The organism is Pseudomonas sp. LBUM1673 (genome assembly GCF_059695645.1).
The window spans coordinates 6,300,220-6,317,472 of sequence record NZ_CP166780.1 but is presented as its reverse complement, the minus strand read 5'-3'; the positions used below and the strand labels follow the sequence as shown (position 1 = coordinate 6,317,472).

The window sequence follows — 17,253 nt, the reverse complement described above, 5'->3', positions numbered from 1 at the left end:
TTGATATCAGGGGAACGCCGATGAAGCTTGCACCGAAATTTCTGGCTGTCGCACTGGGTTTGGGCCTGGGCCTTGTCGGCCAGGTATTCGCCACCGATTTGAAGCATTGGCCGGCCGATCAGGCCAAGGCGCTGGACGCGATGATCGTGGCCAATGCCAACAAGGGTAACTTCGCGGTGTTCGACATGGACAACACCAGTTACCGCTACGACCTCGAAGAGTCGTTGTTGCCGTTCATGGAAAACAAGGGCCTGATCACCCGCGAGAGCCTCGATCCCTCCCTGAAACTGATCCCGTTCAAGGACACCGCCGACCACAAGGAAAGCCTGTTCAGTTACTACTATCGCCTTTGTGAAATCGACGACATGGTTTGCTACCCATGGGTCGCCCAAGTGTTTTCCGGTTTCACGCTTCAGGAGCTCAAAGGCAACGTCGATGAGCTGATGGCGTCTGGCAAACCGGTGCCGAGCACTTATTACGACGGCGACGTGGTCAAGACCATCGACGTCAACCCACCGAAAATCTTCACCGGTCAGAAAGAGCTCTACAACAAACTGATGGAGAACGGCATCGAGGTCTACGTAATGACCGCCGCCTCCGAAGAACTGGTGCGCATGGTCGCTTCCGATCCGAAGTACGGCTACAACGTCAAGCCGCAGAACGTGATCGGCGTGAGCCTGTTGCTCAAGGACCGCAAGACCGGCGAGTTGACCACGGCACGCAAGCAGGTCACCGCTGGCAAGTATGACGAGAAGGCTAACCTGGGCCTCGAACTGACCCCGTACCTGTGGACCCCGGCCACCTGGATGGCCGGCAAGCACGCGGCCATCCTGACCTACATCGATGAGTGGAAGAAACCCGTCCTCGTGGGCGGCGACACCCCGACCAGCGACGGTTACATGCTGTTCCACAGCGTCGATGTGTCCAAGGGCGGCATCCATTTGTGGGTTAATCGCAAAGACAAGTACATGACCCAGATTAACGGCATGATGGCCAAGCACGCTGCGGCCCAGGCGAAAGAAGGGCTGGCGGTGACGGCGGACAAGAACTGGGTGATTGTGAAGCCGGAAGAGATTCAATAAAACCGAATCGCGGCCAAGCTCACTCTCAAAGGCAACCTGGAACAAATGTGGGAGCGGGCTTGCTCGCGAAAGCGGTGTGTCAGTCACCATTGATGTCGGCTGACACTCCACCTTCGCGAGCAAGCCCGCTCCCACAGTTGATTCGGGTTGTCTGCAAGCAGTCGCCCGAGTTGTTCGCAAAAAAATGCCCCGCACTTGGCGGGGCATTTTTTGTTCGACGATTAAGTATTACAGCCCGTCGAGCATCGCCTTGTTACGTACCGCACCCTTGTCGGCGCTGGTGGCCAGCAGGGCATAGGCTTTCAGCGCAGTGGTCACTTTACGTGGACGCACTTCCACCGGTTTCCAGCCTTTCTTGTCCTGCTCGGCACGGCGCGCGGCCATTTCTTCATCGCTGATCAACAGGTTGATCGAGCGGTTCGGAATGTCGATCAGTACCTTGTCGCCATCCTGCACCAAGCCGATCGCGCCGCCGGCAGCGGCTTCTGGCGAAGCGTGGCCGATGGACAGGCCCGAGGTACCGCCCGAGAAGCGGCCATCGGTGAGCAGGGCACAAGCTTTGCCCAGGCCTTTGGATTTCAGGTAAGACGTCGGGTACAGCATTTCCTGCATGCCCGGGCCGCCTTTCGGGCCTTCGTAACGAATGATCACGATGTCGCCGGCCTTCACTTCGTCGGCGAGGATGCCGCGTACAGCGCTGTCCTGGCTTTCGAAGATCTTCGCGTTGCCTTCGAACACGTGGATCGACTCGTCGACGCCAGCGGTTTTCACCACGCAACCGTCCAGCGCGATGTTGCCGTACAGAACGGCCAGGCCGCCTTCTTTCGAATAAGCGTGTTCGACACTGCGGATACAGCCGTTTTCACGGTCGTCGTCCAGGGTTTCCCAACGGGTCGACTGGCTGAACGCGGTTTGCGTCGGGATGCCCGCAGGACCAGCCTTGAAGAAGTGATGCACGGCTTCGTCATTGGTCTGGGTGATGTCCCACTTGGCAATGCCTTCGGCCAGGCTCTTGCTGTGCACGGTCGGCAGGTCGGTGTGCAGCAGGCCACCACGGGCCAGCGAGCCGAGAATGCTGAAGATCCCGCCGGCACGGTGCACGTCTTCCATGTGGTACTTCTGGATGTTCGGCGCAACTTTGCACAGTTGCGGCACGTGACGGGAGAGACGGTCGATGTCGCGCAGATCGAAATCGATCTCGGCTTCCTGGGCCGCGGCCAGCAAGTGCAGGATGGTGTTGGTGGAACCGCCCATGGCGATGTCCAGGGTCATGGCGTTTTCGAACGCCTTGAAGTTGGCGATGTTGCGCGGCAATACCGACTCGTCGTTGTCGCCGTAGTAACGCTTGCACAGCTCGACGATGGTGCGGCCGGCCTGCAGGAACAGCTGTTCGCGGTCGCTGTGGGTGGCCAGGGTCGAACCGTTGCCCGGCAATGCCAGGCCCAGGGCTTCGACCAGGCAGTTCATCGAGTTGGCGGTGAACATGCCGGAGCACGAACCGCAGGTCGGGCAGGCGCTACGCTCGTACTCGGCGACTTTCTCGTCAGAAGCGCTGGAGTCGGCGGCGATCACCATGGCGTCAACCAGGTCGAGACCGTGGCTGGCGAGTTTGGTCTTGCCGGCTTCCATCGGGCCGCCGGACACGAAGATCACCGGGATGTTCAGGCGCAAGGCGGCCATCAGCATGCCTGGGGTGATCTTGTCGCAGTTGGAAATGCAGACGATGGCGTCGGCGCAGTGGGCATTGACCATGTATTCGACGGAGTCGGCGATGATCTCGCGGCTCGGCAGCGAATAGAGCATACCGTCGTGGCCCATGGCGATGCCGTCATCCACGGCGATGGTATTGAATTCTTTGGCTACGCCGCCGGCCCGTTCGATTTCGCGAGCGACCAGTTGGCCCAGATCCTTGAGGTGCACATGGCCCGGTACGAACTGGGTAAAGGAGTTGGCAATGGCGATGATCGGCTTCTTGAAGTCGTCATCTTTCATCCCCGTGGCGCGCCACAGTGCGCGGGCACCGGCCATGTTGCGGCCGTGGGTGGATGTTTTCGAGCGGTAATCAGGCATGAAGCACTCCGGGCGGCTAATCAGGTATCAAAAGGGAAGTGAGCTTCTATTGACGTCTGGAACACTCAGAAATGGCCGTGTGTCCGGAAGTTGCCGATAACTTTGCGGGATCGCCGCGCGCTTCAGCTTGAGCTCATAAACCCGCCGGGGGATGACTGGCGATGAATCTTGCGATTCTACACCGCTGGCGTCAGGAGGGAATGCCGGAAAGCGTTGATCCCGCGCTGACGGAGTGGGCGGGATGACGACCGGCAGGTATCAACCCACCTTCAGCGCCAGATGTCGCCGTGTGATCAGTACATTCAAGCCAAGACCCGCAGCACTCAAGGTCAAGAAACACAAGGCGAGCGTCCTGGTCAGATCCTCGGACGCAAGATTGATCACCACGCTGATCACTCCGCCGCACATGAAAATCAACACGCCGCCGACCGAGGTAGACGTTCCGGCACTCTGCGGGTAGAGACTCATGGCTTGGGAGTTGGCGATAGGTCTGGCAATGCTGGTGCCTGCCGTACAAATCAACATGGGTATCAGCACCGCCGCCGCAGAGAGCCCGAACTGATCCGCCAACCACAGCATGACCAACCCCGACAGAGCGATCAGACCCAGACCGATGATTATCTGCGTGTTGGCCTGCAGGTGTCGATGCAGAGCGCTGGCGACAATCCCGCCAAACACATAGGCGATGCCATACAGCAATAACACCCAGGAAAATTCGTATGGCGAAAGTGCCAGATGCTCCATGAAAATGATGGGTGAAATGACAATGAAGGAAAAATGGCAGGCAAAGGCCAAGGCTGAAATTAGCCAGTAACCCATGAAGCGCAGATCCGAGCACACTCGCCAATAGGCACTGAACAATCGTCCGTGCGGCGCCGTATGACGGTGCGGGTTTTCCTTGAGCAGAAAGTAGGCGTTAAGCCAGACAATAACGGCCAGCGTGATAAACACATAAAAGCTGCCCTGCCAGCCTAGTTGCAACTGCAACCAGGTTCCCAGCAGGGGAGAAATCGAAATGAACACCCCGCCGCCCGTCACCATCCAGATTCTGATTCGCTCCTGCTCCTTGCCGATGAACAAATCCTGAACCAGTGCCTGTGACAGTACGAAGGATCCGCAACCAACCGCCTGGATCACGCGAAAGAACAAAAACCAGTTGTATTCGCTGGAGGCCAGGCAACCCGTCGCACCGACCACCGTGATTGCGATACCTGCCAACAACAGCTTCTTGCGCCCCCACAAGTCTGACAACGGTCCGACCAGCACCACGGACAACGCCAGACCAATGGCGAACACACTGACGGACAGGGCAATCTCGGACGGTGAAGTCTGAAAGTAGTCAGAAAGACCGGGAAAGGACGGGAGCACCACATCGAGGGGGAAGACGCCGAGCAGCGTCATAGTCATCAACAGAATGACCGTGGCCCGATGTTTTTCGACACGGGATACATCGTTTGCTTCATCCATCGACAAGTCCTGCCTTCATGAACAGATGCTGGTTGTAAGGCAGGTCGAAGAAGCCGGCCTTTTTCAACGCCTGAAGCGTCGCGCCAGCGCCGGATCGCGCCCGTTGAAGGGTGGCTTGAGGGCTGCTAAGCCCGCCGAGAATTTCCGTGATGGTGGTCTCGCCGAGACCCGCGCTGTGCAGGCTTTCCCGCAGCCATTGCTCATCGGCCTCAAAGAAAATCCGGATGATGTCCAGCAGCTGTCTGGCGGCGAACGTGCGTTGACGGCTGTTCAGCGTCAGCCACAGGTAATGGAATACTTCAGAGAAATAGCGACTATGGCGCGCCTCGTCCGCGAGATGATCCCTGAGCATGGCCTGGACGCTGGAAACCAGGTCGTCACGGCAGACGTCGAGCAGTTCCTTGGCAATGATCGTCTCCGACACGAACCCGACGAGAAACCAGGCCAGCGCCCTGTGTTTTTCAGGCGCGCGGTCGAGCAGGGTGTTCAATCGCGCAATGCGGTGGGGCATGACCGGACGCAGGCCGATCCCGTAGACCCTGGCAATCTGTTCGGCAAGGTTATTGGAGAACAGGGCGTGATAACCCTCGTCGGTATACAGCTGAAGCGCGGCGGTCTTCATCTGTGGGGGAATGTGGACCTTCAGTTCACCGTGGACGATGGTTTCCACGGACCGGTTGACGATGCGGTGTTCGAGCAAGGTGGTGTAGTCGAGGAAGTACACCAGATGATTGGCCGATAACCGATGGATGACGGTTGGACCTGCCGCTTCGATCGCCGGGTGAGTCAAGTAAGCCAGAAAGCCCGGGGGAAACCAGTGACGTGTCTCCAGTTGCTGTTCCAGGTCTGGCGGTAATAGATAGTCATGCTCGCTGGTTCGCACCGACGCCCGGGTATTCCAGTCGCCGAGGGTGAAACGAAGCGCCCACGAAACGGGGCGGTTCGACGGGGCAGTGATAGGGGCGGTCATTGTTGCGGCTCCCGACTGCTCAGCAGATCTTTCAACTCCTTGCACATCACTTGTCCGTCGCTGTGGCCACAGCCGACAAAAAACAAGGGTTGTTCTGCGTTGTTCTCGAGTCCCAGCAATGTTTCGACCTGATCGTCCGTCAGTGCTCCGGTCAACCACGTGTTCAACCCCAGTGCAGTGGCCACCAGTTGAAAGGTTTGGGAAATATGGCCAGCTTCGACGTAAGCCATCCGGTAGGCTCGCGAGTGTTCATATTTCCACCACAACTTGTCGAAGCGAGCGGTGATGAACAGGCCCATGGGCAGGTTATTGATGAAATGTTGCCCACACAGCAACTGCCCCAGTGGCGAGTCAGGTGCCGGGTTGACGAAGCTCAGTGCATGATCGGTGGGATGGTAGGCGTAGAGTCCTGGATTAAGGCCGCTGACGTTTTGTACATGAACAAAGCCTTCGCAGGCATTCAGCCCACCACCGGATGGGCTGCTGCGTCGGGCACCGAGACCTTCGACAATGGTTTCGTCGACGTCGTTTTCGCGCTCATGCAAGTAGCCCAGGGATAGATAAAGCAGTGTGCCGACATCTTCCAGTGAAACCGCTTCATCCGTGAAGGTGCGGCAGGTTTTTCGACCGGTCAGGACGTTGGCAAGAGAACCTTCCGGCAGGCAGGAAGGTTTTGGCAGGGCAATCAGCTCGTGTATCAGATGCTCCGAGAGCCTGGCGTCCGGCGGGGGTGCAGTCAGTACTTCGGTGCAATGGTCCAGATAGTGTCTCGACCATTCATGAATATCCTGAGGGACATGTTCGCAGGGGATGTTCTTGGTGCCGATATGGAATATCTTCGACAGTTCATCCCAGCCCCACTCAATAGTGTCCTGTGTTGAAGTTGTCAGTATTCCGGCATTTAGAAGTTGAGTGTCTAGTATGTTGCTGTCGTTATACAGTTCGGGGTCGGCGATAAGTTGTGCAAGTCGGGTTGAATATTCCAGATTCAATTCAAATTGCTTGTGGTTTTTGTAATCCCAGACGATTTGACCGGGCGTACGAGGAAGTATGAACACGTGTGGGTTTATCTGCATGGTGGGCGGTTATCTCTGGGCGATGCCATGGAAAACGCTGGGTAGCCGGCACTCCCCAGCGTCTCATTTACTTAGCGGGCTTTTGGCGCAACCAGAAAAGCCAGATTAGCGATCTTGTTAGCTTCCAGAGTAATTGCTTTCATGTTTTGACTCCTTGTCATTGATAGTGAGTGTCACTTCGCGGTGACAACTCAATCATAGGCCGTAATGAGTTCTTATCAAGGGGATATTAAGTAGGAAAGTTCCAGTAATTTTGTCGGAGCGATCTTACGGTTGGAACAGGTTTGTAAGTTATATTCTTTAAAGTAAAAGATGCAGGGAAACGTCCTGCAAGTCGGTAGGACAGCAAGAGTAAGAAGTTGGGGTGGGTCGTGAATTTTGAGGGGGTAAAACGGCTGACGGAGAGCCTGTTGGCTCCCCGTCAAACTGGCGTACTCAGCTGTTTGGCAGCAGACGGCAGGTGATGCTCTTGATGTAGCGGGTTTCGGCGATGGCCGGGTGTACCGGGTGATCCGGGCCTTGGCCACCGCGTTCGAGCATCTGGATATTGCGGTCCAGGTGACGGGCGCTGGTCAGCAGGATGTTCTGCAGATCGTCCTCGGGCAGGTGCATCGAGCACGAAGCGCTGACCAGGATGCCGTCCTTGCTGAGCAGGCGCATGGCTTGCTCATTCAGACGACGGTAGGCGCCTTCGCCGTTCTTCATGTCTTTCTTGCGTTTGATGAATGCCGGTGGGTCGGCCACGATCACGTCGAAGCGTTCTTCGCTGGCTTTCAGTTCCTTCAGGGCTTCGAACACATCGCCTTCGATGCAGGTCATTTTTTCGGCGAAGCCGTTCAATGCGGCGTTGCGCTCGACGCCGTCGAGGGCGAAGGCCGAAGCATCGACGCAGAACACTTCACTGGCGCCGAAGGCGGCCGCTTGAACGCCCCAACCGCCGATGTAGCTGTACAGGTCCAGCACGCGTTTGCCTTTGGCATAAGGTGCCAGGCGCGCGCGGTTCATACGGTGGTCATAGAACCAGCCGGTTTTCTGTCCCTGGATGACCGGTGCTTCAAACTTCACGCCGTTCTCTTCCAGTGCGACCCATTCCGGCACCAGGCCGAACACAGTTTCGACGTAGCGGTTGAGGCCTTCGGCATCGCGGGCAGCGGAGTCGTTCTTGAACAGAATGCCGCTGGGCTTGAGCACTTGGGTCAGCGCGGCAATCACGTCATCTTTATGAGCTTCCATGGTCGCCGAGGCGATCTGAACCACCAGAATGTCGCCGAAACGGTCGACCACCAGGCCTGGCAGCAGGTCGGAGTCGCCGTAGACCAGGCGATAGAATGGCTTGTCGAACAGGCGCTCGCGCAGGGACAGGGCAACGTTCAGGCGATGCACCAGCAGCGACTTGTCCAGCGGCAACTTGATGTCGCGCGACAGCAGGCGGGCGCAAATCAGGTTGTTCGGGCTCATGGCAACGATGCCCAGCGGTTTGCCGCCGGCGGCTTCGAGGATCGCCTGATCGCCGGCCTTGAAACCGTGCAGCGGGGTGGCGGCTACATCGATTTCGTTGCTGTAGACCCACAGGTGGCCGTTTCGCAGGCGACGGTCGGCGTTGGCTTTGAGGCGCAGGCTAGGCAGGGACATGACGTCGCTCCGGAAAAAAGAGCGGGAGTATAGCGTGTTGAGGGAGTGGTGGGTTTGGTGGTCGATGAAACGCGGATGAGGGCAGTCAGTAAGGTGCGCAACCTGTGGGAGCTTGCTTGCGAAGAGGGCATGTCAGTCGACATTCATGTTACCTGACACACCGCTTTCGCGAGCAAGCCCGCTCCCACAGGGGGATTGCGCTTGACTGACTGTCGGATCCATCTTCTTAAGGGTTAGAATCCCCGCCTGACCCGGAGTGCGTACTTATGTCCCAAGAGCTGACGACCGAACAGATCCAACAGTCCCTGCAAGGCATCAGCGTGCCGCCCCAGCCGCAGATCATGGTGGATCTGCAAATGGAGCAGTACATGCCCGACCCGGACCTGGAAATGATCGCGAAGTTGATCTCCCAGGACCCAGGCCTTTCCGGCGCCTTGCTGAAAGTCGTCAATTCGCCGTACTACGGCTTGAGCAACAAAATCACCGCGATCCAGCGGGCAGTGAACCTGTTGGGCAGCCGTTCGATCATCAATCTGATCAATGCCCAGTCGATCAAGAGCGAGTTGAACGACGACACCATCGTCACCCTCAACCGTTTCTGGGACACGGCGCAGGACGTGGCGATGACGTGCCTGACCCTGGCCAAGCGAGTGGGTATCCAGGCCGGTGATGAAGCCTATGCGCTGGGGCTGTTCCACGATTGTGGCATCCCGCTGATGCTCAAGAAATTCCCCGATTACATGAAAGTGCTGGAACAGGCCTATGGCAACGCCAGTGCCGAATGCCGCGTGGTGGATACCGAGAACAAGCTCTACAACACCAACCACGCCGTGGTCGGGTATTACACCGCCAAATCCTGGCGCCTGCCGGAACACGTCACCCAGGCCATTGCCAACCATCACAACGCCCTGGCCATTTTCAGCGATGAATCATCCCGCAATACGCCGCTGAAAAACCTGCTGGCGCTCCTGAAGATGGCCGAGCACATTTGCGCTTCCTTCCGGGTACTGGGCAACCAGTCCGAAGACCATGAATGGAACTGTGTCGGGCACCTTGTGCTCGATTACATCGGTCTATCGGAATACGATTTTGAAACCCAGAAACAAGAGATTCGCGACCTCGCCACTCGTTGAGTGTCGAGCCTCGCCTGATTCGAGAGCCCCATGCCTGAACTGCCGGAAGTCGAAACTACCCGCCGCGGGATTGCACCGCACCTGGAAGGCCAGCGCGTCAGCCGGGTGATCGTGCGTGAACGCCGTCTGCGCTGGCCGATTCCCGAAGACCTGGATGTGCGGCTGTCCGGCCAGCGCATCGTCCTGGTGGAGCGGCGCGCCAAGTACCTGTTGATCAATGCCGAAGTCGGCACGCTGATCAGTCATTTGGGGATGTCGGGGAACCTGCGGCTGGTGGAAGTCGGGATGCCGGCGGCCAAACATGAGCATGTGGACATCGAGCTGGAATCGGGCCTGGCCCTGCGTTACACCGACCCGCGACGGTTTGGGGCGATGCTCTGGAGCCTGGACCCACTCAACCATGAACTGCTGGTTCGCCTTGGGCCGGAGCCGTTGACCGATCTGTTTGACGGTGAGCGGCTGTTCCAGCAATCCCGCGGGCGTTCCATGGCGGTCAAGCCGTTCATCATGGACAACGCGGTGGTGGTCGGCGTCGGCAATATCTACGCGACCGAGGCACTGTTTGCGGCCGGCATTGACCCTCGGCGCGAGGCCAAGAGCATTTCCCGGGCGCGCTATTTGAGGCTGGCGATCGAGATCAAGCGCATCCTTGCCCTCGCCATCGAGCGCGGCGGCACCACGTTGCGGGACTTTATCGGCGGCGATGGTCAGCCGGGCTATTTCCAGCAGGAACTGTTCGTGTACGGCCGTGGCGGTGAGCACTGCAAGGTCTGTGGCACAGGGCTGCGGGAGGTCAAGCTTGGCCAGCGCGCCAGCGTCTTTTGCCCGCGCTGTCAGAGCTGATATCGCCTACGGTCTATAGTCAGTGTTCTCACTGCCTAGCCGAAGGACCGTGCCATGAATCTGTTTCGAACCCTTGTCGTCACGCTGCTGCTCAGTGTCGGTGCGCCCGCGCTGGCGGCTGACAATGGCAGCGGCGATCCGCGTTACGCCATCCAGAACCCACCGGCCTACGCCATGCTTGGCGATCTACTGATTGCCCGGCCGTTACTGGTGGCGGCGACGGTGATCGGTGCCGGGGCGTTTGTGGTATCTCTGCCGTTTACCGCGCTGGGCGGCGGCATTGGCGATGCGGGGCAGGCGTTGGTGGTCGACCCGGCGAAAGCCGCATTTGTGCGGTGCCTGGGGTGTATCGGGGAGGGGTTCGAGCAGCGGGAGTGAGCTCTAAGAGCTTCGCGGGCAAGCCTCGCTCCTACAGGTTCGAGTCGTGCCCGACATCCGTGAACGATGGGACTCTGTAGGAGCGAGGCTTGCCCGCGAAGGCGCCCTGACAGGCGCCGAATGACTCAAGCCTTGCCGGTAATCTTGCGGTACTTCTCCATCAACTGTTCTTCAGTCTCCGGATGGGCCTCGTCCAGCGGGATGCAATCCACCGGGCAGACCTGCTGGCACTGCGGTTCGTCGTAGTGGCCGACACATTGCGTGCACAGGTTCGGGTCGATCACGTAGATCTCTTCGCCCTGGGAGATGGCGGCGTTCGGGCACTCGGGTTCGCAGACGTCGCAGTTGATGCAATCGTCGGTGATGATCAGGGACATGCTAACTCCAGCCGGGGCGGCAGGCCCGGGCGCAATAAAACCAATGCGCACAATTGTGCCGCATTGGCGCCCGCAGTGCACGCGGGCGCCGCTTGAGCGGTCGTTACTTCTTGAAGCGCAGGGTGAGGGCGTCGGCCACCGCCGGGTGGACGAACTTGGTGATATCGCCGCCCAGGGCTGCGATTTCACGGACCAGCGTCGAGGAAATGTACGAATAACGCTCGGACGGGGTAAGAAACAGGCTTTCCACATCCGGGGCCAGTTGGCGGTTCATGTTGGCCAGCTGGAATTCGTATTCGAAGTCCGACACCGCGCGCAAACCACGCAGAAACACGTTGGCATTCTTCTCCTTGGCGAAGTGCGCCAACAGCGTCGAGAAGCCGACGACTTCAACGTTCGGCAAATGCTTGGTGACCTCGCGGGCCAGCTCCACACGTTGTTCCAGGGGAAACAGCGGGTTTTTCTTCGGGCTGGCGGCGACGGCGATGATCACATGATCGAACAGGCGCGAGGCGCGTTCGACCAGATCGCCATGGCCCTTGGTTATAGGGTCGAAGGTACCTGGGTACAACACTCGGTTCATCGCGTCGTCCTGGCGGGAGTCCGTTGGGGAGTCGGATGGTATCGCAGCCTTCCCGGTCGGCCAAGTCGCCTGTTGGGTAAGAAAGCACTATAGACGATGGGAATATTCCGCGTTTTCATGGGTTTTTCAAACGTTCGGCCAGCGAAGTTGCCAATTGTGCCGTCAGCCCGTAGACCGATAATTGTGGGTTTGCGCCAATGCTGGTGGGGAACAGCGAGCCGTCGTGAATCGACAGATTGCTGAGTTGGTGATGTCGGCCGAGGCTGTCGGTGACGGCGTTTTTCGGGTCTTCGCCCATGGCACAACCGCCCATCACATGAGCGCTGCCCAGACGCGTGCGATACAACTCAAGGCTCAATCCGTCGATCAATGTACGAGCTTCGGCGAGGGTTTTCACGTAACGAGCGTCGGCATGCATCGGCATCACGGCGTTGGCGCCCCCGGCGAACTGGATCTCGGCCATGCTGTGGAAGGCCCGGCGCAACCCATCCCAGGCGTAGGGTGAAACCTGATAGTCGAGCACGGGTGTGCCGTCACCGCGCAATTCAACACTGCCGCCGGGGCTGTCCGGGTGAAAACCGTCCCGCAGCAATGCCAGCATGGCGTGGGTGTGCGGCAGGTTTTCCATGTGCCGGGCGTTTTCCGTGCCGAAGCCGCCGAGCAGGGTGCTGGCCAGCGCTGGGTGCAGCGGTGGCACCTCCAGTTTGTAGGACATTTTGCCGGTGGTGCCGTCCTGCCATTGGAAATGGTCGGAATAGATCGACTGCGGTGCGCCGTAGAACGGGTTGATCACTTCATCGAACAGCCCGGCGGACATGTTCACCAAGTGCAGGAAGGTCCGTTTACCCAGCCGCTCGTGAGGGTCCGGCGCCTCGGAGCGCAACAGCAGCGCCGGGCTGTTGATCCCGCCGCCGGCCAGCACGTAATGCCGGGCCTTGACCGTGATCGTGCGTCCGGTGGGGGACACGCAACGTTCATCCATCGCTACGCATTGCAGGCCGGTCACTTTGTTGTCCTTGATCGACAGCTTTTCGGCGCGGGCCAGATAGAGCAGCTCGCCACCTTTTTCCAGGGTCGCCGGAATGGTCGTGACCAGCATCGATTGCTTGGCGTTGGTCGGGCAACCCATGCCGCAGTAGCCGATGTTCCAGCAGCCGCGCACGTTTCGCGGGATCACATGCCAGGCGTAGCCGAGTTTTTCGCAGCCTTTACGGATGACGTCGTTGTTGGCGTTGGGCGGCACCCTCCACGGGGCGACGCCCAGGCGTTGTTCCATTTTCTCGAACCAGGGCGCCATCTCGGCCGGCGTGTGGCCTTTGACGGCGTGCTCTTTGGCCCAATGGTCGAGGGTCGGATCCGGGGTACGAAAGCTTGAGGTCCAGTTGATCAGCGTAGTGCCCCCCACCGCCCGGCCCTGGAGGATGGTGATCGCGCCGTCCTTGCTCATGCGCCCGATGCCTTCCTGATAGAGGCTGGTGTAGGCCTGGTCTTCGAGCATCTTGAAGTCGCTGCTGGTCTTGAGCGGGCCTTCTTCAATCAGTAACACCTTGTAGCCGGCGGCGCTGAGGGTTTCGGCGGTGGTCCCGCCGCCGGCACCGCTGCCGATGATCGCTACATCCGCTTCGAGGGTCAGGTCCTGGGTCAATTGGGCGCCGTTGTAGGTTTTCCAGCCACGGGCCAGGCCTTCGCGGAACGGATCGGGTACCGGCATGTTCGGGCTCTCTTGTTGTTATGTTTTGGGTGCGATGGTGAGGCGGCTGGCGCCTTCGCGGGCAAGCCACGCTCCCACAGGTTTTGAGGTGGACCACCTTTTTGTGAACGACTCAAACCCTGTGGGAGCGTGGCTTGCCCGCGATAGGGGCGCCAGGGTCTCAAACGGTTGGCGGCCCCGGATACCCGCAATGCGCCCACGACTCCGCCCGGCTGTACCACGCCATCATCACCATTTGCAGCAAGGAGCTGTGGCCCATGCGCAGCAGGCTCAGCGAGCTGTTTTCCCAACGGTCGAGAAAGTGCCGGATCTGTTCACTGCTGGCGTTTTCCCAACTGCCCCAGATCCCGGTCAGTGGGCCGCGGGTGATGCTCATCCCCAGCACATCTAACAATTGCCGGGTCAGTTTGAGCATTTCCGGCGACAGGTGATTGAGGCCGTTATCCAGGCAGTGCAGGGTCTCGGCAACGGTGGCCGGCATTTTTTCGACGGCTACGGCGCCGTCGAGCATCACCGGGATCAGTGCCCGCAGAAACAGCAGGTCGCCGCTGCGCAGAATCGCGAAACCGCTGGCCGGGGTGCTCGACGAGCAGCCGCTGAGGCTCGCGCCTAATCCGGCAGCGGCCAGAAAGGCGCTGGCGCCGAGGCTGAATTTAAGCAGGCCGCGCCGTGACAGCGCGGGTGTATCGGACAGGCTTGGGCTCATTATTGTTATTACCCGGCGGCGATGGTTGTTAGCGGATAAACAGCTTCTGGATCAGTTTCTGAATGGATTTGCCGTACGGTGGATAAATCAGCTTCGCTACGTTGAAGCGCTGTTTGATCAGCACACCCTTGGCCTTACTGAAGGTCAGGAAGCCCTCGCGGCCGTGGTAGTGACCCATGCCCGAGGCACCGATGCCGCCGAACGGCATGTCGTCCTGAGCAACGTGCAGCAAGGTGTCATTGAGGCAAACGCCCCCGGAGTGGGTTTCGTGAAGGACGCGGTTTTGCTCGCGCTTGTCGTAGCCGAAGTAATACAGCGCCAGCGGACGAGGTCGTTGGTTGATGTAGGCAAACGCTTCATCGAGATCCTTGTACGGCACGATCGGCAGCAACGGGCCGAAGATTTCGTCTTGCATCACCGTCATGTCGTCGCTGACGTTGAGCAGCAGGCTATGACTCATGCGCCGGCCCTGGCCCTGCTCGAACAGCGGAATCAGCAGCGCGCCCTTGCTGGTGGCGTCGCTGAGGTAGCCGTTGAGCCGCGCCAGTTGTCGGTCATTGATGATGGCGGTGTAGTCCGGATTGTCCGCCAGGGTCGGATAAAACCGGCGAACCGCCTGACGATAGGCTTCAACGAAAGAGCCGACGCGGTCTTCCGGCACCATCGCGTAGTCCGGGGCGACACAGGTTTGCCCGGCGTTGAGGGTCTTGCCGAAAGCGATGCGTTCGGCGGCGTCCTTGAGCGGTACGTCGCGGGAGACGATGGCCGGGGACTTGCCGCCCAGTTCCAGGGTCACCGGGGTCAGGTTCTCGGCCGCCGCGCGCATCACGTGTTTGCCGATGCTGGTGGCGCCAGTGAACAGCAAGTGATCGAAACGTAGCCGGGAGAACGCTACGCCGATATCGGCCTCGCCCAGCACCACGCAGACGAGGTCCTGGGGAAATATTCGGCCCAGCAGTTCCTTGAGTAGCAGACCAGTGGCGGGGGTCGATTCGCTGAGTTTGAGCATCACCCGGTTGCCCGCCGATAAAGCACCCACCAGTGGGCCGATGGCCAGATATAACGGGTAGTTCCACGGCACGATCACCCCGACCACCCCCAACGGTTGGTAGATGACTTTGGCCGACGCCGGCTGAAAGGCGATGCCGACTTTGCGCCGCGAGGCTTTCATCCAGCCTTTGAGGTGCTGGCTGGCGTAATGTATGCCGTGCAGGCTGGGCATCAGCTCGGCGAGCAGGGTTTCATCGGCGCTGCGGTGGCTGAAGTCCTGGCTGATGGCATCGATCAGGGCCTGTCGTTCATTGCTCAGCAGGTCTCGCAAAGCTTTCAGCCATTGCTGGCGCTGCGCTGCGGGTGGCATCGGGTGGGCTGCATACGCGGAGCGTTGAGCGTCGAACAGGGTTTGGAGCTCGTCCAGAGGCTGCTGTAGGTTCTGCAGATAGGCGATGTCAGCAGGCATGGTCGGCTCCGGATTTATTGTAATGAAGGGGGTTTTTAGAGTTTGTGCTCTATAAAGTCAAATGACATCCTGGGACAGCATTGTTTTATCCATCCGCGGATAGGTCGTAAGATGCCCGTCACCGCACTCTGAATTAAAGCTCAAGCCATGGCCCCTCGGATCAAAACCAGCGAGCGCATCGTGCAGAACAGCCTGGAGCTGTTCAATCAGCAGGGCGAGCGCAGCATCAGCACCAATCACATTGCTGCCCACATGGAGATTTCTCCGGGCAACCTGTACTACCACTTCCCCAACAAGCAGGCGATCATCGCTGTGCTGTTCAGTGAGTACGAAAGCCTGGTGGACAGCTTCCTGCGCCCGCCCCAGGGCCGCGCCGCGACGGTCGAAGACAAGCGCTTCTACCTCAAGGAACTGCTCGCCGCCATGTGGCGCTACCGGTTTTTGCATCGCGACCTCGAGCACTTGCTCGACAGTGATCCCGAGCTCGCCGCTCGTTACCGGCGCTTTTCCCAGCGCTGCCTGATTCAGGGCACCGCCATTTACGAAGGGTTCGTCACGGCTGGCATCCTGAATATGGATAAGGTCCAGATCGAATCCCTGACCCTCAATGCCTGGATCATCCTCACGTCCTGGGTGCGATTCCTGTGCACCACGCGGGAAAACTCCAACCATCTGAGCGAGCAGGCCATCAAACGGGGCGTGTATCAGGTGTTGGTGCTGGAGGCCGGTTTTGTCACCGATCAATCGCGCGATGCGGTGAATGCGCTGTTCGACGAATTTTACGTGCCGCTGGCCCAGGCGCTGGAAGAAGTGCATTAGGATTCAAGACCGACAAAATCACAGGAGCCCGTTATGCCCATTGCGCAACTGATCAGCCCGCAAGCGTTGGACCTGAAAAAGGAGACACCAGGGCTGGTGATTCTGGATTGTCGTTTTGCCCTTGAAGACCCTGATTACGGCCAGCGCAGCTATGCCGAAGGGCACGTTGCCGGGTCGAGTTTTGCCGATCTTGAGCGTGACTTGAGCGCGGCAGTGGTCAAGGGCGTTACCGGGCGTCATCCGTTGCCTGAACCCGCCGATCTGATCGAACGTCTGCAAGCTTGGGGCATCAACGCCGACAGCGAAGTGGTTCTGTACGATGACGGTCCTGGCGCCTACGCGGCGCGGGCCTGGTGGTTGCTGGCCTGGCTGGGCAAGCGCGACGGTGTGTTCATTCTCGATGGCGGGCTGAAAGCCTGGCACGCCGCCGGATTACCCCTGAGTCTTGATGCGCCGTCGATTACCCGTGGCGCCTTCACCGGGACGCCGGATGCTTCGTTGTTGCTCAGTGCCGAACAGCTCCAGCAACGTCTCGGCCAGCCAGCGTTGACCTTGCTCGACGCCCGCGCCTTGCCGCGTTTCAAGGGCGAAGTGGAGCCGATCGATCCGATTGCCGGGCATATCCCCGGCGCGCAATGTGCTGCGTTCACCGACAACCTGGGCAGCGACGGGCGTTTCCTGCCGGCCGATCAGCTCAAGCAGCGGTTTGCCGCGAAGCTCGGTAATCGTTCGCCGACGGAGTTGGTCGCGTATTGCGGTTCCGGCGTGACGGCCTGCCACAACCTGTTCGCGCTGTGTCTGGCGGGTTATCCGTTGGGGTCGTTGTATGCCGGGTCGTGGAGCGAGTGGATCAACGATCCCGCGCGAGGCGTCGCCAAGGGCGAGTAAACACTTATCCCCTTTGAGGGCGAGCTTTTGTGGCGAGGGGGCTTGCCCCCGTTCGGCTG

Annotated in this window: 16 protein-coding genes; 6 read left to right on the top strand and 10 right to left on the bottom strand. The window is 59.4% G+C overall.

What is annotated here, in order from left to right:
* The first annotated feature begins 20 nt into the window (after window positions 1-20).
* Window positions 21-1,082, top strand: a complete 1,062-nt coding sequence (locus ACA044_RS28945) for an HAD family hydrolase (RefSeq protein ID WP_497444306.1) — start codon at window positions 21-23, stop codon at window positions 1,080-1,082.
* 228 nt (window positions 1,083-1,310) lie between these two features.
* Here ACA044_RS28945 and ilvD read toward each other — a convergent pair whose 3' ends face one another.
* From ilvD to ACA044_RS28920, 5 genes are all read right to left on the bottom strand, one after another.
* Window positions 1,311-3,152, bottom strand: coding sequence for a dihydroxy-acid dehydratase (gene ilvD / locus ACA044_RS28940; RefSeq protein ID WP_497444305.1), 1,842 nt, complete (start codon window positions 3,150-3,152; stop codon window positions 1,311-1,313).
* 258 nt (window positions 3,153-3,410) lie between these two features.
* Complete coding sequence (locus ACA044_RS28935) at window positions 3,411-4,619, bottom strand: multidrug effflux MFS transporter (RefSeq protein ID WP_497444304.1); 1,209 nt, start codon at window positions 4,617-4,619, stop codon at window positions 3,411-3,413.
* Entirely contained in the window at window positions 4,612-5,589 is a 978-nt protein-coding gene (locus tag ACA044_RS28930; RefSeq protein WP_497444303.1) for a diiron oxygenase, read from the bottom strand. The genes ACA044_RS28935 and ACA044_RS28930 overlap by 8 nt, the downstream gene beginning before the upstream one ends.
* Window positions 5,586-6,665 (bottom strand): SagB family peptide dehydrogenase, encoded by a 1,080-nt coding sequence (locus ACA044_RS28925; protein WP_497444302.1) that lies wholly within the window; start codon window positions 6,663-6,665, stop codon window positions 5,586-5,588. Before ACA044_RS28925 ends, ACA044_RS28930 begins: the two co-directional genes overlap by 4 nt.
* A gap of 435 nt (window positions 6,666-7,100) precedes the next feature.
* On the bottom strand, window positions 7,101-8,297 hold the full coding sequence (locus ACA044_RS28920; RefSeq protein ID WP_497444301.1) for a class I SAM-dependent rRNA methyltransferase: 1,197 nt from the start codon (window positions 8,295-8,297) through the stop codon (window positions 7,101-7,103).
* 320 nt (window positions 8,298-8,617) lie between these two features.
* Here ACA044_RS28920 and ACA044_RS28915 point away from each other — a divergent pair, with 320 nt between their 5' ends.
* The 3 genes from ACA044_RS28915 to ACA044_RS28905 are packed head-to-tail and all read left to right on the top strand — an operon-like array spanning window position 8,618 to window position 10,651.
* Window positions 8,618-9,430 carry an HDOD domain-containing protein gene (locus ACA044_RS28915; protein ID WP_497447328.1) on the top strand — a complete coding sequence of 271 codons (813 nt, stop codon included), beginning with the start codon at window positions 8,618-8,620 and terminating at the stop codon, window positions 9,428-9,430.
* Window positions 9,431-9,460: 30 nt separating this feature from the next.
* Window positions 9,461-10,273: a bifunctional DNA-formamidopyrimidine glycosylase/DNA-(apurinic or apyrimidinic site) lyase gene (gene mutM, locus ACA044_RS28910; protein ID WP_497444300.1), complete on the top strand. Its 813-nt coding sequence runs from the start codon at window positions 9,461-9,463 to the stop codon at window positions 10,271-10,273.
* 54 nt (window positions 10,274-10,327) lie between these two features.
* On the top strand, window positions 10,328-10,651 hold the full coding sequence (locus ACA044_RS28905; RefSeq protein WP_497444299.1) for a multidrug transporter: 324 nt from the start codon (window positions 10,328-10,330) through the stop codon (window positions 10,649-10,651).
* Between the two features lie 125 nt (window positions 10,652-10,776).
* Here the strand turns inward: ACA044_RS28905 and ACA044_RS28900 are convergent, their stop codons facing one another.
* The 5 genes from ACA044_RS28900 to ACA044_RS28880 form a co-directional block, all read right to left on the bottom strand.
* The gene (locus ACA044_RS28900) at window positions 10,777-11,028 is read right to left on the bottom strand and encodes a YfhL family 4Fe-4S dicluster ferredoxin (RefSeq protein ID WP_003195146.1); all 252 of its coding nucleotides are present in this window, start codon (window positions 11,026-11,028) and stop codon (window positions 10,777-10,779) included.
* 103 nt (window positions 11,029-11,131) lie between these two features.
* Window positions 11,132-11,611, bottom strand: a complete 480-nt coding sequence (gene coaD / locus ACA044_RS28895) for a pantetheine-phosphate adenylyltransferase (protein ID WP_218395317.1) — start codon at window positions 11,609-11,611, stop codon at window positions 11,132-11,134.
* Window positions 11,612-11,726: 115 nt separating this feature from the next.
* Entirely contained in the window at window positions 11,727-13,322 is a 1,596-nt protein-coding gene (locus ACA044_RS28890; protein WP_497444298.1) for a GMC family oxidoreductase, read from the bottom strand.
* Between the two features lie 160 nt (window positions 13,323-13,482).
* Window positions 13,483-14,028 (bottom strand): twin-arginine translocation pathway signal protein, encoded by a 546-nt coding sequence (locus ACA044_RS28885; RefSeq protein ID WP_497444297.1) that lies wholly within the window; start codon window positions 14,026-14,028, stop codon window positions 13,483-13,485.
* Between the two features lie 28 nt (window positions 14,029-14,056).
* Window positions 14,057-15,487 carry a coniferyl aldehyde dehydrogenase gene (locus ACA044_RS28880; RefSeq protein WP_497444296.1) on the bottom strand — a complete coding sequence of 477 codons (1,431 nt, stop codon included), beginning with the start codon at window positions 15,485-15,487 and terminating at the stop codon, window positions 14,057-14,059.
* A 147-nt stretch (window positions 15,488-15,634) separates the two neighbouring features.
* Here ACA044_RS28880 and ACA044_RS28875 point away from each other — a divergent pair, with 147 nt between their 5' ends.
* Together ACA044_RS28875 and ACA044_RS28870 are read left to right on the top strand one after the other, a co-directional pair.
* Complete coding sequence (locus ACA044_RS28875; RefSeq protein WP_497444295.1) at window positions 15,635-16,306, top strand: TetR/AcrR family transcriptional regulator; 672 nt, start codon at window positions 15,635-15,637, stop codon at window positions 16,304-16,306.
* A gap of 33 nt (window positions 16,307-16,339) precedes the next feature.
* Window positions 16,340-17,194: a sulfurtransferase gene (locus ACA044_RS28870; RefSeq protein ID WP_497444294.1), complete on the top strand. Its 855-nt coding sequence runs from the start codon at window positions 16,340-16,342 to the stop codon at window positions 17,192-17,194.
* Window positions 17,195-17,253: the final 59 nt, after the last annotated feature.